This window comes from Gammaproteobacteria bacterium (assembly GCA_029862005.1).
GTDB lineage: Bacteria > Pseudomonadota > Gammaproteobacteria.
In genome coordinates this window covers 186,761-202,550 of record JAOTYD010000001.1, presented here as the reverse complement: position 1 = coordinate 202,550, position 15,790 = coordinate 186,761, and the positions used below count along the sequence as shown (strand labels likewise).

Here is a 15,790-nt window from a genome sequence, read left to right as displayed (position 1 = left end):
GCGACATGGTCGGGTATGGACGTAATCCACCCCATGCCCATTGGCCCGGCGAGGCGCGTGTCGCGCTGCAGTTCGTGCTTAACTACGAGGAAGGCGGCGAAAGTTCTGTCTTGCACGGTGACCGGGGCTCAGAACAGTTTTTATCGGAAATAATCGGTGCAAAAAGTTACCCGGCACGCCACATGAGCATGGAATCGATATACGAGTACGGCTCACGTGCCGGCGTCTGGCGACTGCTGCGAGAGTTTGAAACACGCGCACTGCCGCTAACCGTATTCGCCGTGGCCATGGCGCTCGAGCGTCACCCGGAGCTGGCAACCGAGCTGGTCAGACTGGATCATGAAATTGCCTGCCACGGGCTGCGCTGGATTCACTACCAGGACATCGACGAAGCGACCGAACGCGAGCATATGCAACAGGCGCTCGGCATCATTACCCAACTGACCGGGCGCACACCGCTTGGCTGGTATACCGGGCGCGACAGCCCCAACACCCGCCGCCTCGTGGTCGAACAGGGCGAGCTGCTGTACGACTCGGACTATTACGGCGATGACCTGCCGCTATGGATGCCAGTCAAAACCAGCAACGGTGAAGACAGGGCACACCTGGTCATACCCTATACGCTCGATGTTAACGATATGCGCTTTGCAACCACGCAAGGGTTTAACAGTGGCGAACAATTCTACGAGTACCTGCGCGACAATTTCGACGTGCTTTATGCCGAGGGCGACGATATGCCCAAAATGATGTCGGTTGGACTGCATTGTCGCCTGGTCGGCAGACCGGGACGCTTCCGCGCGCTGCAACGATTTCTCGATTACGTGCAAACGCACGACAAGGTCTGGATATGCCGCCGCATCGATATCGCCCGCCACTGGATAGACAGGCACCCGCCACGAACTCCATAATTACCGCCATGGGCATCAGCATCGATGAAATCAATCGCAGCAGCGCCAAGCGCTTCGTCGAATTGCTGGGCGGGATTTTCGAACATTCTCCGTGGGTTCCGGAGCTGGTGTACCCCGACCGCCCCTTTGAATCGCCTGTGGCGCTACATCGAGCGATGGCAGCAGCGGTCAGGCGCGCACCGGAGGTACATCGCATGGATTTACTCTGCAGTCACCCCGAACTGGCAGGCAAGGAGGCCAGCGAGGGCACCCTGACCGATGCATCGAAGGACGAACAGGCCGGGGCCGGATTGAGCCAGTGCAGCGCTGCAGAACTCGAGAAAATCGGGTCACTCAACCAGGCTTATCATGCGAAATTCGGGTTTCCGTTTATCATTGCGGTGACCGGCCTTGACAAGCATCAGATTATCGCCGCGATGAAAAATCGACTTAAAAATACCGAAGACCAGGAATTTGAGACGGCGCTTGGCGAGGTCGAGAAGATAGCGCGCATTCGTATCGACGCCCTTATAGATGAGTAGAATCGATACCCTGATCGAACGCTCAGGGGTGCACGATGACTGGCAACAAATCCTCGTCGAATCGCTTTTGACCCTGGACCCGGATTACCTCGAATCCCTGTTACAGGACGACAGCTGGCTGCCCGGTATCGACCGACTGCTGGCCGCGTTTCGGCGTGACCGAACCGGGGTAGGTTACCTGCTAATCGGCGAATCGCCCTACCCGCGCCCTGAGTCGGCGAATGGGATCGCATTCTACGACGCCGCGGTCGGCAACCTGTGGAGTGAAAAGGGCTTGAGCAAGGCAGTTAACCGCGCCACCTCGCTGCGCAACATCGTCAAAACAGCCCTGGTTGCCGAGGGACATCTACAGAAGGACAGCGCAGGTAAAATAACGCAGGAGTCGATCGCAGGGCTCGACAAGGGAGGCTTGATCCAGACACTGATCGAGTTGTTCGCGAACCTTGAACGCGCCGGGTTTCTTATGCTCAACGCGACCCCGGTGCTGCACCCCGGGCGCAAACCCGCCTGGGAAGCGCGCCATTGGCAGGAATTCCTCATTCGCCTGTTAGCCCTGATCGCAAAAAATTCCACCGAGCGCATTACCTTGCTGCTGTGGGGCCGGATTGCGAAGCTATTAGAGGACATGCCTGCTAGCGGGGAATACGACAAGCTGGTTTGCGAGCATCCTTACAATATTTCGTTCATCGATAATCCCGACATGCTGCAATTGTTTGCCGAACTGCGGGTTCTGCAAAAGCACGCAACAGTCAGTTGAGGATTTTCAGAATCGATAGTTCATTCCAATCCGAAGACCATATACCAGATAATCATCGTACGAATCGGTTCTGCCGCTAACCCTGTCCTCTATTTCCCAGTCGGCAATGTGCTGTTCGAGCGTAGCCTCGTAGCGCGCCGACCAGTGTTCGCCTAATCGCTGCAACGCGCCGACACTGCCGATTAGAACAGTCTCGGTATCGGCGTCGACTTTGATATCAAACCTGCCCCCGCCTTTGACATCGCCATCCGCATCATCGACATCTATGTCGGCGATGCCGACACCCAGATTCCAGAATCCGACCCAACCCTCCGAGTCAAGTGCGTAACGACGCTCGGCTACCACCGTAAACATATTCATTGTGCCCAGGGCATCGGTTTCGCTAACACTATCGATGCTAAGCTCTTCGTTCGGTCTTTCCACATCGAAATCGGTCGCATTTTCGAGGCTGAAACCCAGATACCAGTCATCGGATAGTTTACGGTGCAGGATAATCCCAAATCCCAGTATGTCATTGGAAGGCGTGCCATTGGCCCCGACTATATTCAGGTGACCCGATAGTTCATACTGATTCCTAGAATCGGCTTTTAGCCCACCTGGAAGAGTAAATAAGAACGAAGTTAATACGGTAGCTATCGATAAATTCTGCAAGAATTTCATAACATTTCCTGAGTATCAATTGCCAGATTATAAAGAGTAACCTGGCAACCTGAATTCTAGCTTAGGAATTAATGGCGAATTTGATAAGTATCAATCGATTTACGAGTTATCTTAAGCCAATCTTCAGATTCGTCCGCTACAACGAAACCATGAAAGTTCTCGTGGTAGAAGATTCCGCCAGGTTGCAAGATTCGATGAGCGCCGGATTGCAGGCCTTTGGTTACGCGGTCGACGTGGTCGATGAGGGTACCAAGGCAATCAGCTATGCATCGAACCACGACTACGACGTTATTATTCTTGATTTGATGTTGCCGAAAGAATCCAGCCTGCTGGTTCTGCATGAAATTCGTGAACTGGATCGCGAGGTTGATATTCTGATTCTGTCGGCGCGTGATCAAATCCATGACCGGGTAACCGCACTGATCCAGGGTGCCGATGACTACCTGGTGAAACCGTTTTCCTGCGATGATCTGCATGCACGAATTCAATCCCTGGTGAGACGCAGGGTCAATCCAAAATTACCCGCGGACGATCGCGAGGAGGGCATCGACCCCACAACCCACCTGAATCGATTGATCCAGAATCTGCTGCAGCAATGTCACTGTGATCATGGGGAAATCGAGCTGGTGATTAGCGAAATTAAATTCTCCAAACTGCTTAACAGAGTATCCTCAAAGCTTAGGAAAGATGCAGAACAAAATGAAATTTCGCTGCAGTTGCCTGCAGAAAAGCTGCCAACCCTGTTGGTGGATGCAAAATGGATGGAGCATTTACTCGCGAACCTGATTATGAATGCGATTTCGCACAGCCCCGCGGGATCGGAAATCAGGATCGAGGTTCAAGCAGGGGCTGAATACTGTGCGGTTGAAATCGAAAACCCAATGTCGAAGTCGCTCACCAGCGACGAGCTGAAAACAATGTTCAAGGATTTCTATAACGGCAATAACAATGATGGCTACGATGGGCCTTTGGCCCGGTTCTCACTGGTTAAATCTTACGCTGACCTCATGAATCTCAAGCTGAATGCTTCAATCGAAAATGACAACCGCTTCCGAATTCGTGTCTCGAATATCAAGCTAGTCTAGATTCTGTGGCATTATTACGGCTTGCGAGTTTACGGACCGGTAAGGCTGCCAGCATGAACATTCCGACATTTGACGATGTAGTTGAGGCGCATGAGCGTATCGCCCCCTATATTCATCGCACCCCGGTGCTGACCTCGAGCTACCTCAACCAGTTAACCGGCGCTGAAATCTTCTTTAAATGTGAAAACCTGCAAAAGGTCGGCGCCTTCAAGGCACGTGGCGCGACTAACGCCGTGTTTGGCCTGAGCGATGCTGATGCGGCAAAGGGAGTCGCCACGCATTCCTCGGGTAATCACGCAGGGGCACTCAGCTTCGCTGCCGCGCTGCGCGGCATCGATGCAACCGTGGTCATGCCCCATAACGCGCCCGCGACAAAGAAGGCCGCGGTGCGCAGTTACGGTGGCAATATAATTGAATGTGAACCCACGCAGGCATCGCGCGAGGCCACGCTGGAGCAGGTGATTGCAAAATCAGGCGCTGATATGGTGCACCCTTACGATGACCCACGCGTCATCGCCGGACAGGCGACCTGCGCGCTGGAACTGCAGCAGGAGATCGAAGGCCTCGACGCCGTGGTCGCGCCTATCGGCGGGGGCGGATTGATCTCCGGAACCTGCCTGACACTATCGACGCTATCACCGCAAACGAAGATATATGCAGCCGAACCTGCCAATGCCGATGACGCCTACCGTTCCTTTCGGGCGGGGGAAATTATTACTCGAGATGCGCAACAATCCGTTGCCGATGGTTTGAAAACCAACCTGCGACCACGCACCTGGTACTTTGTTTCGAAATATGTCAGCGATGTACTGCTCGCCAGCGAGAATGAAATTCTCGATGCGATGTACCTGACCTGGGGGCGCATGAAAATCATTATCGAACCGTCGTCCGCAGTGCCGTTGGCGGTGATGCTTAAAAACAGGCAATTGTTCGAAGGGCAACGCGTCGGTGTCATCATTACCGGGGGTAATGTCGACCTGAAACACTGCCCGGGTTGCAAATAGCCGAGCGCCAAATGAACATGAAAAAGGGCACCGATCAAGAACAGCTGGTGGTGGGACTGGACATCCCCGCGGCTGTCGGCATGGATCTAAGCGATGTCGCCACGCCGGCACTGATCATCGACCTGGACGCGTTCGAGCATAACGTTGCCATGTTACGCGATCGCCTTGCGGGTGCAGGGGTACGTTTACGCGCACATTCCAAGACACATAAATCGGTCGATATCGCCCGCTATCAAATCGATCACGGTGGTGCCAGTGGTATTTGCTGCCAGAAAGTTGCCGAGGCGGAGGTTATGGTCGCGGGAGGCATTACCGACGTCATGGTTTCAAACCAGGTCGTAGATCCGCGAAAGATTGCACGACTCGCGCAATTGGCGAAAACCGCACGCGTGCTGGTCTGTGTCGATGATTTGCATAACGTTGACGACCTGTCTGCCGCCGCGAAAGCCCACGATGTCATCATCGAATGCCTGGTCGAAATCGATTGCGGTGCCGGGCGATGTGGCGTTCAGCCAGGTGAGGCGGCGCTAGGGATCGCGCAAAAAATCGAATCTTCCACTGGATTGAGCTTTGCCGGTCTGCAGTCCTACCAGGGAGCGGCACAACACGTTCGCGATTATGCCGAGCGTCGCGACAAAATCGACCTGGCCACGCGAATGACTACCGATACACTGGCCTTGCTCAAGCGCAACGACCTCGATTGCACTATCGTTGCCGGCGCCGGTACCGGCAGTTACTCCTTCGAAGCAGCTTCCGGCATCTACAACGAAATGCAGTGCGGGTCCTATATCTTTATGGATGCCGACTACCAGCGTGTGCTCGACAGTCAGGGTGAACAGATTTCTGAATTCGGAAACAGCCTCTTCATCTGGACTTCGATCATGTCCAAAACGCGATCAAATGACGCCATTTGCGATGCTGGTCTCAAGGTGATGAGCGTCGATTCGGGACTACCGGTAGTCTACGGACGTGACGATGTTGAGTATATCGGTTGCTCGGATGAGCATGGGGTCATCGCCGATCCGGATAACCGACTGAAGCTAAATGACAGGCTTAAACTGGTGCCCGGTCACTGCGATCCAACCTGTAATTTACATGACTGGTATGTCGGGATTCGCAACGATAAGGTCGAATGCCTGTGGCCGGTTAGCGCACGTGGCATGGCCTTTTAGACGGCTCCGCAGAGCAGACAAAAAAACGCCGGCATGAGCCGGCGTTTTTGGTTTACATCTGCTGGCTAACGGCTGGCAAGATAGCTATTCAGATCGTCCAGAATCTGATCCTTATTCACCTCGGCACCCATGTCGATCATCGCATCGGCAAAGCGGCCTACGATTTCGTTTATGGTATCAAAATTCAGATGGTTCAGAATCCCTACCCGTATCTGCGCTGGTTCCGACAACGTATTCCAGATTGCGAAACCCGCCGCGCGGCAACCGGTAACCAGTTCTTTCTCCTTACCCTCGAAAGCCTCGGGCAGATCAAAGACCACCAGGCTGGTCATGTTTGAGGTGACCTTGCATCCCATCGCCGCGATTGCGCTGCTCAATCCTTTTTCGAAAAACGCATAATCGGCCGCTTTTTGCTCACGGCCATGCCGCAGCAACAGGCGCAGGGCTTCGTGGAAAGACGCAACCGCATAACCCGAATGCGTACGGTGGTAGGCGGCGGTTTCGACATCCTGGCCATCGGCGATACACCAGTGACGCGCTTCCAGAATCGGATGGTGCACATAGGTGTAGCAACCGCGTTTTTTGAGTAATTCGATAACCTTGTCGTTAAAACTGATCGGTGCGTAAGTCAAGGGCAAACCGAGTATCCCTTTTTGTGGACAGGAGGCCCAGGTGGTTACCGCCGGGTAATCATCGATATTAAAGTAAGCGATCCCGAGGCTGGAAACCGCGTCGACGATACCCATTGCACCGTGTTTAGCACAGGCATCGTTGAAACCCTGGATGTCGTTGATACGACCGCTACCAGTTTCCCAATGCGCCATGAATGCCCACATCGGTTTGTGCTCGGCGAGCGCCGCCTCGACGATGTCGCCAGTAACCGACTCACCGTGTGGCACATTAATAGTTATAACATTGGCAGGTTTCGGATTCAGCGGATCCGCCGCAAGATCTTGCGGGGTTGATGCTTTCAAGCGGATATTGAAATCATCGATACCGCTGAAGGTACCGTTGACGAATGTAACCACGGTGTCGCCGGGAAGAATGGGCGAGAAGGCGCAATCAAGGCCATCCCAACCGGTACCACAGACCGCGAAGGTGTACACATTTTTGGTACCGAACACTTCACGCAACATAATCTTGGCTTCTCTCATACCCCGCACCACGTCGGCTTGCATATGGTCGGCAACCCCGGCCGCGGCAAATCTTGCGAGGACGCGTGGATCCGTGTTGCCAGGTCCCGGTCCCGCGGCTAGCGTGTGCGGAATTTCAAGTTGTGGGAACATTTCATTGCCCTCTGCTAATTTCTGCTTAGAGTCTGGTTGTGCTGACATTTGCTTGTCTCTCGTTTCTCTAATAATTGTTAAGCCGTGTCTTCCAAGCCGGCGACATGGCATTTATGGCTCAGGCTGGTCGATAACCACCCAGTGCCTGGGTAATTTCATCGGCTGCCTGCTGAACTGCATGGCCGAGTTCGCTCAGGCGGCCATCCATTATCCGCACTTTTGGTCCCGATATCGAAATCGCGGCGAGTGGCTGGCCGTTCTCATCAAAAATGGCCGCGGCCACGCAGCGCAAACCAACCGCGTGTTCTTCGTCATCCAGTGCGTAACCCAGTTTTCTTACCTGTTTGAGTTCCTCACGCAGCTGGGTTGGATTATCAATCGTGTGATCGGTATAGCGTGCCAGGCCCCGACGCTGCAAAATGCCCGCGACCCACTGTTCCGTCATGTTCGCCAACAGCGCCTTACCAACGCCCGAGGCGTGAATGGGCGACCGGCTGCCCAGACTAGCGATCATGCGCATGACTTCCCGCGATTCCACCTGGCTGATAAATACCACTTCGCCATCATCGATCACGCCCAGGTTGACTGTTTCACCGCACAAATCGACCAGTGCATGCATGTGCGGCCTGGCGCTGGATACCAGGTCACGTCGATTTAAAAATGCATTGCCGACGGTAAACGCCTTCAAACCCACGAACCACAAACCCCGCTCGGCGTCCTGCTCGACAAAATTGAACTCCTCAAAGGTGTTGAGCAAGCGATGCACGGTCGCGGTCGGCATACCGAGCTGATACGACAGATCGGTCAAATTCAATCCCCAAGGCGTCTCGGACAAACGTTCCAACAAGGTTAATGCCCGGATTAATGACTGGTTCTTGCCGTCGCCGGCACGACTATTCGGTCCCGGGGGTCTGCCGCGTTTGCGCGTAATATTGGCAACCTGGTTTGTCATGGCGCGTAATTTACCAGCCAGCAGTTAATGGAACATATCCAAAAACGACATTTATCTTTTAAAAATATATTCCAAAATAGGTAAGTTGATTATATATATTTTTATAATTCTTTGAATTTATTAACTATTATTTGAAAATTAGGTATCTTTTAAGTAATGAAAAATATTACCATTTTTTAGTTAACTTGTTATTGCTCGGACAATTTTACTGCCCCACAGCGAACGATCTCCGGCCAATCAACCGGCAGCTTGCGGTCAAATATTCATTTTGCGTGACGCCGGTTCCGGAATTTTTCTTACAAAACAATGACACTGCGCCATAATGTCTGGATAAATCTATCTTTTTCAGTGGAGACAAAATGCGTATAGCGGTCTACGGCAGTGGCGGCGTAGGAGCATATTTCGGTGGAAGACTGGCCCAGCTGGGCCAGGATGTCGTCTTTATCGCGCGTAACCAAAATCTATCGGCGTTGCGCTCGAGCGGCCTCAAGGTCGGCAGCATCGCCGGTGATTTCAGCATCGACAAGATCAACGTTACCAATAATCCCGCAGAAGTCGGTATCGTCGATTACGTGCTGTGTTGCGTAAAGGCCTGGCAGGTACCATCAGCCGCGCGCGCGATGAAGCCCATGGTGGGCCCGGACACCCTGGTTATCCCGCTGCAAAACGGTGTCGAGGCACCCGAGCAGCTTGCCGGTATTCTCGATGCGGAAAACGTGCTGGGTGGGCTTTGCGCCATTGTCGCCTTCCAGGCGAGCGCCGGGCACATCAAGCATAGTGGTGGCAATCCCCTGATTCGTTTCGGCCACCTCGACAATCGGCCCGATCCCCGCGTTAACGCGTTATCCGAGATCTTCAATCATTGCAGCGGCGTCAAGTCGAGCATTCCCGAAAATATCCAGGTCGCGATGTGGCAGAAATTCATGTTGATAGCACCCTGGAGTGGCCTCGGTGCGGTGTCGCGAGCACCGATCGGTGTGCTACTCGACCAGCCGGAAACACGTGACCTGCTCACCGAAGCAATCGAAGAAGTGTTACGGCTCGGGCGTGCCAAGGGCATCGACCTGCCGGCAGACAGCGTTGACAAGACCCTCGCCACCCTGGGAGACATCCCGCCAAATTCGACTACATCGATGCAGCGCGACCTGGTTGCAGGCCGGCCGTCGGAGCTTGATGCTCAAAACGGAGCGGTGGTGCGCCTGGCCTACGAAGTCGATCTCGATACCCCGGTCAATCGTTTCATCCTTTACAGCCTGCGTTCACTTGAACTGCGCGCGCGCGGCGCTTTGAAATTCAACCGCCGCTCGAAACATCGCTGAAGCTGGCTCCGATACCATATAAAACTGCTACGTTTAAATTGCGGCGGGCTCAAGTCGCGGAAACTTTAACGCCCAGATAGTATTGACCACGAGTGTTGATATGACGATGGCCCCGCCCAGCAAGGTACTGGCCCCGGGCTCTTCCCCGAGCGCCAACCAGACCCAGACCGGCCCCAGGATCGATTCCAGCAATAACAGCAGGCCCACTTCAGGCGCGGGGATATAGCGTGGTCCGAGAAACATTAGCGCGGTGCCGATGGGCAACATGTATAAACCCATGACCATCAGGTACCCCAGGTCCGCCTGGGAGACCGACAGCGGTGCGGCGAAAGGCAGTATTACCAATGCCGTTAACAGGCCGCTGCAGGATATTGCCGAAAATGCCGAAACCTGCGGAAAACGGCGCACGAAGCTAAAGCCGCAGGCCAGAAAAAACGAGCCCAGAATTGCCGCGAGGTCCCCCAGCAACCCGTTCTGCTGATTAACACTGCCCGACGTCATAATCGTTATCCCGGTCGCCACCAGCAAAATGGCGATGATGGTTCGTGGCTGGATTTTCTCATGCAGCAAAAGGCGCCCGATAATAGCCGCGAACAGAGGTGTGGTACTGAGGATGATTAACGTGTTGGCGACACTGGTATGCGTAATCGCAAAAATAAAAGAAATCGTACCCAGTGAATAGGCTGTGACCATCCATAACCCGGGGCCCTTGACCGTTCTATACTGCTGCCATACCCGGTTGGGGTAGGCAAAACTGATTACCAGCCACATGCCAAAGGACAGAAACAGCGCGCGCCAGAAAATCATGGTCCAGTGATCCGTCACGATCAGGCGCGTCAGCAGCCCATCGGGAGAAATCACCAGGACCCCACATGCTGTGATCAGCAAGCCTTTCAAATGTGTCGACTTCATGCGTGAGATTCTAAGTTCTTCTGCTATCTTCGCCTATCCATTTTTTCGCGCGAGAGCGGGGGATTTTCGGCCAACCGATCGCAACAACTTCAATCTTTGACAGGCATTGCTTTTTATCGGGATCATGGCGAAGATACGAGTTCCTCGTTCCCGGACGCTAAAAAACAAAATCCGACGCCGGCATAAATGGGGTACAGCCCGATTCATTTATATTGGCGATAGTTGTTGTGACGACACCAGACAAGTTCCGCAGTGGAGCCGAAGTTTTGATCGACGCCTTGAAAATAAACTCGGTCGAGCGTATTTTCTGTATCCCCGGTGAAAGCTACCTGGCCGCGCTGGACGCGCTATTTGACCGCAGCGAAATTTCACTGATCGTGTGCCGCAACGAAGGTGGTGCGGCTTACATGGCCGAAGCCGAAGGCAAGCTCACGGGTAAACCCGGCATCTGTTTCGTGACGCGCGGGCCCGGCGCCACCAATGCCAGTGGCGGTCTGCATGTCGCCATGCAGGATTCAACCCCGATGATCCTGCTGGTGGGACAAATCTCACGCAAGGACCTGGACCGCGAGGCCTTTCAGGAAATCGATTACCGCCGGATGTTTTCCGAGGTGGCCAAGTGGGTCGCGCAAATCGACGACGCGGATCGCATCCCGGAGTATATGAATCGCGCCTTCAGCATCGCTACCGGTGGTCGCCCCGGCCCGGTCGTGCTGGCGTTGCCTGAAGATATGCTGACCGATCAAACCGAGGCCACGGATGCAAGACCCACGCAAATCGTCACAACCAGTCCCGCTGCGGCCGATATTTCGCATATGGCAGAGCTGCTGGAATCTACCGCACAACCGCTGGTCATTGTTGGTGGCAGTGGCTGGAGCGAGGATATACGCCTGCAGCTGCAGGATTTTTGCACAGCCAATAATCTTCCACTCGTCAACTCGTTTCGCTGCCAGGATTTTATCGACAACCAGCATCCAAATTATATTGGTGACCTCGGGATTGGCGTCAATCCGGCGCTGGTCCAGCGCATCAAGGCCGCTGATTGCCTGCTGGTTATCGGTGCCAGACTGGGCGAGATGACCACCGGTGGTTTTACATTAATCGATATTCCCTGCCCGCGGCAAAGCATGATTCATGTCCATCCGGGTGCCGATGAGCTCGGACATATCTACCAGCCCGACCTGGCGATTAATGCCAGCGCCGGCCCCTTTGTATCGGCTATAGCCGACACCAGGCTTAAACCGGCAAACGCCGATACCTGGCGGGAACAGGTTACGCAGGCGCACCAAAATTATCTCGACTGGAATCGCAGCATCAGCATCGACAGCAAGGTCCAGCTATCCGATATCATTCATCAGATTCGTGACCGCACCGACAACGACGCGATTATATGCAATGGTGCAGGCAACAATACCAGCTGGTTGCACCGGTTTTTTCGCTATCGGCAATTTCGCACCCAACTGGCAGCTACCAGCGGCACCATGGGCTATGGTCTGCCTGCTGCGATCGCGGCAAAATTGCGCTACCCCGGTCGTTGCGTGGTGGCCTTTACCGGCGATGGAGACTTCATGATGAACGGCCAGGAACTTGCCACCGCGATGCAGTACCGCGCCAATATCATCGTGATCGTCGTTAATAACGGCATCTACGCGACTATTCGCATGCACCAGGAGCGTGAATACCCGGGTCGCGTGATCGGCACCGACATGGTCAATCCCGATTTCGTTGCGCTGGCCAAGGCCTACGGCGCACATGGCGAGCGAGTCGAAAATACCGGTGAATTTGAAGCGGCCTTCGAACGCTGCCTGGCAACTGACAGACCGACCCTGATCGAGGTGATGCTCGACCCCGGTATCCTGACCCCGACTACGACCGTCGATAGTTTGCGTGCCCAGGCAAAGTGAACAGCGTACAGCGAGACCCTTGGGCTGCCAAACTGCTAATTTACAACGCTTAAAATGACCGCTTCATATAGTATAATTCGCCGTCTTTGCGCATACCGAACGAGTTGCAATGGAAATTGAAGCACTTTTGACGCAGAGCTTGCAGTTACTGGGCCTGGGTATGGGCACGGTGTTTATCATTCTGATTTTGCTGATCGCGATTATTTCCATGGTGTCAAAAATAGTCCCCGAAGAGATTGTAAAGCCACCTGAGGTCATAAAAAGCACTGTCGACAATAAACATATCGCCGCAATATCCGCAGCAATCCATCTACATAAAAAGAACAGGTAGCCAAATATGTCGAACCCACTATTGATTACCGACCTGGTATTACGCGATGCCTCGCAGTCGTTACTGGCCACGCGGGTGCGCATCGAAGACATGCTACCCATCACCGAGAAGCTCGACCGGGTTGGCTTCTGGTCGCTCGAAACCTGGGGGGGCGCAACCTTTGACGCCTGCATTCGCTTTCTCGGTGAAGACCCCTGGGAGCGCCTGCGGCAGCTCAAGGCCGCAATGCCCAACACGCCGATGCAAATGTTGCTGCGCGGACAGAACGCTCTGGGCTACCGTCACTACGCCGATGACGTGATCGAAAAATTTGTCGAGCGCTGTGCGGTAAATGGCATGGACGTATTCCGCATCTTCGATGCGATGAACGACATGCGTAATTTCGAAACCGCGGTCAAGGCAACTATCGCCGTCGGCAAGCACGCCCAGGGTGCACTGTCCTACACCTTGAGCCCGGTGCACAACGTCGATCTCTGGGTCGACATGGCGAAGAAGCTGGAAGACATGGGCTGTCATTCAATCTGCATCAAGGACATGGCTGGCCTGCTCAAGCCCTATACCGCCGAAGAAATGGTTACCCGTATCAAGGAGAGTTGCGAGATTCCGTTGGCTATACACAGCCACGCAACCACAGGCCTGTCGACTGCGACCCTGATGAAGGCGATCGATGCCGGCGTCGATATTATCGACACGTCAATCTCGTCGATGAGCCTGACCTACTGCCACTCACCCACCGAAACCTTTGTTGCGATCATGGAAGACAGCGAGCGCGCCACGGGACTCGATCTCGACCTGCTTGAAGAGATCTCGCTCTATTTCCGGGAGGTACGGAAAAAGTATGCAAAATTCGAAGGCGCATTAAAAGGCGTCGATCCACGCATTCTGACCGCGCAGGTTCCAGGCGGAATGCTGACCAATCTCGAGCATCAACTGCGCGATCAAAACGCCAGTGACAAGCTTGACGAAGTACTGAAGGAAATCCCGACGGTGCGTAAAGACCTGGGATACGTGCCACTGGTTACGCCGACTTCGCAAATTGTCGGTACTCAATCCGTGATCAACGTCCTCAGCGGCGAACGCTACAAGTCGATCAGCAAGGAAACCGCGGGCGTGCTGCGCGGGGAATATGGCGCTACCGCGGCGCCGGTAAACAAGGAACTGCAGGCGCGCGTACTCGATGGCAAGGAGCCGATAACCTGCCGACCTGCCGATTTAATCGAACCCGAGATAGATAAGCTCAGCGCGGAGCTACGCGAAATCGCCAAGGCCGAAAACATCAAGCTGGCCGCAGACGAAATTGATGATGTTTTAATTTACGCGCTGTTTCAGCAGGTTGGCATTAACTTCCTTAAAAATCGCGGCAATCCAGACGCCTTCGAGCCCGCACCGGGAAGCGAACCGGTGGCGGCACCGGCACCAGCCGCTATCGCGGCGGCGCCAGCGCCTGTCGCTGACGCAACAACCGAGAGTTACCGTGTCAGCGTAAACGGAACCCAGTACGACGTCGTCGTGGGCCCAGGAGATGGCGATATCAGCCAAGTCACCCCGGTCGCGACAGCCGCTGCCGCGGCTCCAGTGGCAACTGCAGCACCCGTCAGCGCGGGTGGAACCGAAATCAGGGCACCACTGGCCGGCAGCGTTATCGATATCCTGGTCGCGGTCGGGGACACCGTCAATGAAGGTGATCCGGTGATCCTCGTCGAAGCGATGAAAATGGAAACCGAGATTCGTGCCAACGCGAGCGGCAAGATTGTTTCGATCGCGATCAAGAAGAGTGATGCGATCCAGGCCGATCAATCCCTGATGACCATAGGCTAAACCAGATGGAGCAAGGCCTACTGCAACTCTGGGCTTCGACCGGGTTGTACAATTTCACCTTCGGCCAGGTGATCATGATCCTGGTGGGTGGTTTGCTCATCTTCCTCGCAATCCATAAGGGCTTCGAACCCCTGTTGCTGATTCCAATCGGCTTCGGTGGCATTCTCGCCAATATCCCGGTCGCCGCCATTGCTGGCCCCGACGGATTGCTCGGTATTCTTTACCAGGCAGGCATCGAGACCGGCGTGTTCCCCTTGCTGATTTTCATGGGTGTTGGCGCGATGACCGACTTCGGCCCGTTGCTGGCGAGACCCAGCCTGATGATACTGGGTGCCGCAGCGCAGTTTGGGATTTTCTTTACGCTGTTTGGCGCGATCGCGATGAACCTGATTCCGGGTATCGAGTTCAGCCTCGCCGACGCGGCCGCGATCGCAATTATTGGTGGCGCCGACGGACCGACCGCGATTTATGTCGGTTCGCGCCTGGCACCGGACCTGCTCGGCGCGATAGCGGTTGCGGCTTACTCCTACATGGCGCTGGTGCCGATCATACAGCCGCCGATCATGAAGTTGCTGACCACCAAGGAAGAACGCAAGACCAGAATGACGCAACTGCGCAAGGTTTCGAAACTGGAGCGGATTTTATTTCCCCTGATCCTGCTGCTGGTAACGCTGCTGCTGTTACCGTCGGCGACCCCACTGGTCGGGATGCTCTGCTTCGGTAACCTGCTCAAGGAAAGCGGCGTGGTCGATCGTTTGAGCAATACCGCGCAAAACGAGTTAATCAATATCGTGACTATATTCCTTGGGCTCTCGGTTGGCTCCAAGCTAGCTGCCGACAAGTTTTTAAGTGCCGAAACCCTCGGCATTCTGCTATTGGGCATGATCGCATTTTCAATTGGAACCGCGGCCGGTGTCATCATGGGTAAAATCATGTACCGGGTCACAGGCAAGGCGGTTAATCCCCTGATTGGCGCCGCCGGGGTTTCAGCGGTACCGATGGCAGCACGTGTCGCCAACAAGATCGGCTTGCAGGCAAACCCACAAAACTTTCTGTTAATGCACGCGATGGGCCCGAATGTGGCAGGGGTCATCGGCTCGGCCGTTGCGGCAGGCGTGTTGCTCGCGATTGTCGGCTGAACCGAAGGTCAATCCGGAGAGG

Annotated in this window: 15 protein-coding genes; 11 read left to right on the top strand and 4 right to left on the bottom strand. The window is 54.6% G+C overall.

Annotated elements, in window-relative coordinates:
• Positions 1 to 5: 5 nt before the first annotated feature.
• From puuE to OES20_00985, 3 genes are read left to right on the top strand one after another with little or no spacing between them, the layout of a single operon-like run.
• Complete coding sequence (gene puuE / locus OES20_00995; GenBank protein ID MDH3633257.1) at positions 6 to 908, top strand: allantoinase PuuE; 903 nt, start codon at positions 6 to 8, stop codon at positions 906 to 908.
• Between the two features lie 8 nt (positions 909 to 916).
• Positions 917 to 1,429 (top strand): 2-oxo-4-hydroxy-4-carboxy-5-ureidoimidazoline decarboxylase, encoded by a 513-nt coding sequence (gene uraD, locus OES20_00990; GenBank protein ID MDH3633256.1) that lies wholly within the window; start codon positions 917 to 919, stop codon positions 1,427 to 1,429.
• Positions 1,422 to 2,186 (top strand): uracil-DNA glycosylase, encoded by a 765-nt coding sequence (locus tag OES20_00985; protein MDH3633255.1) that lies wholly within the window; start codon positions 1,422 to 1,424, stop codon positions 2,184 to 2,186. The genes uraD and OES20_00985 overlap by 8 nt, the downstream gene beginning before the upstream one ends.
• 6 nt (positions 2,187 to 2,192) lie before the next feature.
• Here the strand turns inward: OES20_00985 and OES20_00980 are convergent, their stop codons facing one another.
• Positions 2,193 to 2,846: a hypothetical protein gene (locus OES20_00980; GenBank protein ID MDH3633254.1), complete on the bottom strand. Its 654-nt coding sequence runs from the start codon at positions 2,844 to 2,846 to the stop codon at positions 2,193 to 2,195.
• Between the two features lie 71 nt (positions 2,847 to 2,917).
• On the opposite strand from OES20_00980, the gene OES20_00975 reads away from it, so the two are divergent.
• The 3 genes from OES20_00975 to OES20_00965 are packed head-to-tail and all read left to right on the top strand — an operon-like array spanning position 2,918 to position 6,107.
• Positions 2,918 to 3,931, top strand: a complete 1,014-nt coding sequence (locus OES20_00975) for a response regulator (GenBank protein ID MDH3633253.1) — start codon at positions 2,918 to 2,920, stop codon at positions 3,929 to 3,931.
• 53 nt (positions 3,932 to 3,984) lie between these two features.
• Positions 3,985 to 4,935: a pyridoxal-phosphate dependent enzyme gene (locus tag OES20_00970; protein ID MDH3633252.1), complete on the top strand. Its 951-nt coding sequence runs from the start codon at positions 3,985 to 3,987 to the stop codon at positions 4,933 to 4,935.
• 17 nt (positions 4,936 to 4,952) lie between these two features.
• Positions 4,953 to 6,107, top strand: coding sequence for a DSD1 family PLP-dependent enzyme (locus OES20_00965; protein MDH3633251.1), 1,155 nt, complete (start codon positions 4,953 to 4,955; stop codon positions 6,105 to 6,107).
• A gap of 65 nt (positions 6,108 to 6,172) precedes the next feature.
• On the opposite strand, the gene OES20_00960 is transcribed toward OES20_00965, so the two are convergent.
• A complete protein-coding gene (locus tag OES20_00960) occupies positions 6,173 to 7,441 on the bottom strand; it encodes an aminotransferase (protein MDH3633250.1) in 1,269 nt (422 codons plus the stop codon).
• 70 nt (positions 7,442 to 7,511) lie between these two features.
• Positions 7,512 to 8,345, bottom strand: coding sequence for a helix-turn-helix domain-containing protein (locus OES20_00955; protein ID MDH3633249.1), 834 nt, complete (start codon positions 8,343 to 8,345; stop codon positions 7,512 to 7,514).
• 359 nt (positions 8,346 to 8,704) lie between these two features.
• Between OES20_00955 and OES20_00950 the strand changes: the two genes are divergently transcribed.
• Entirely contained in the window at positions 8,705 to 9,664 is a 960-nt protein-coding gene (locus tag OES20_00950; protein MDH3633248.1) for a 2-dehydropantoate 2-reductase, read from the top strand.
• 33 nt (positions 9,665 to 9,697) lie between these two features.
• Here OES20_00950 and OES20_00945 read toward each other — a convergent pair whose 3' ends face one another.
• The gene (locus tag OES20_00945; GenBank protein ID MDH3633247.1) at positions 9,698 to 10,576 is read right to left on the bottom strand and encodes a DMT family transporter; all 879 of its coding nucleotides are present in this window, start codon (positions 10,574 to 10,576) and stop codon (positions 9,698 to 9,700) included.
• Between the two features lie 227 nt (positions 10,577 to 10,803).
• On the opposite strand from OES20_00945, the gene OES20_00940 reads away from it, so the two are divergent.
• The 4 genes from OES20_00940 (at position 10,804) to OES20_00925 (ending at position 15,768) form a co-directional block, all read left to right on the top strand.
• Positions 10,804 to 12,480 carry a thiamine pyrophosphate-binding protein gene (locus OES20_00940; protein MDH3633246.1) on the top strand — a complete coding sequence of 559 codons (1,677 nt, stop codon included), beginning with the start codon at positions 10,804 to 10,806 and terminating at the stop codon, positions 12,478 to 12,480.
• 109 nt (positions 12,481 to 12,589) lie between these two features.
• On the top strand, positions 12,590 to 12,811 hold the full coding sequence (locus OES20_00935; GenBank protein ID MDH3633245.1) for an OadG family transporter subunit: 222 nt from the start codon (positions 12,590 to 12,592) through the stop codon (positions 12,809 to 12,811).
• A 6-nt stretch (positions 12,812 to 12,817) separates the two neighbouring features.
• Complete coding sequence (gene oadA / locus OES20_00930) at positions 12,818 to 14,629, top strand: sodium-extruding oxaloacetate decarboxylase subunit alpha (GenBank protein MDH3633244.1); 1,812 nt, start codon at positions 12,818 to 12,820, stop codon at positions 14,627 to 14,629.
• A gap of 5 nt (positions 14,630 to 14,634) precedes the next feature.
• Positions 14,635 to 15,768: a sodium ion-translocating decarboxylase subunit beta gene (locus OES20_00925; GenBank protein ID MDH3633243.1), complete on the top strand. Its 1,134-nt coding sequence runs from the start codon at positions 14,635 to 14,637 to the stop codon at positions 15,766 to 15,768.
• Positions 15,769 to 15,790: the final 22 nt, after the last annotated feature.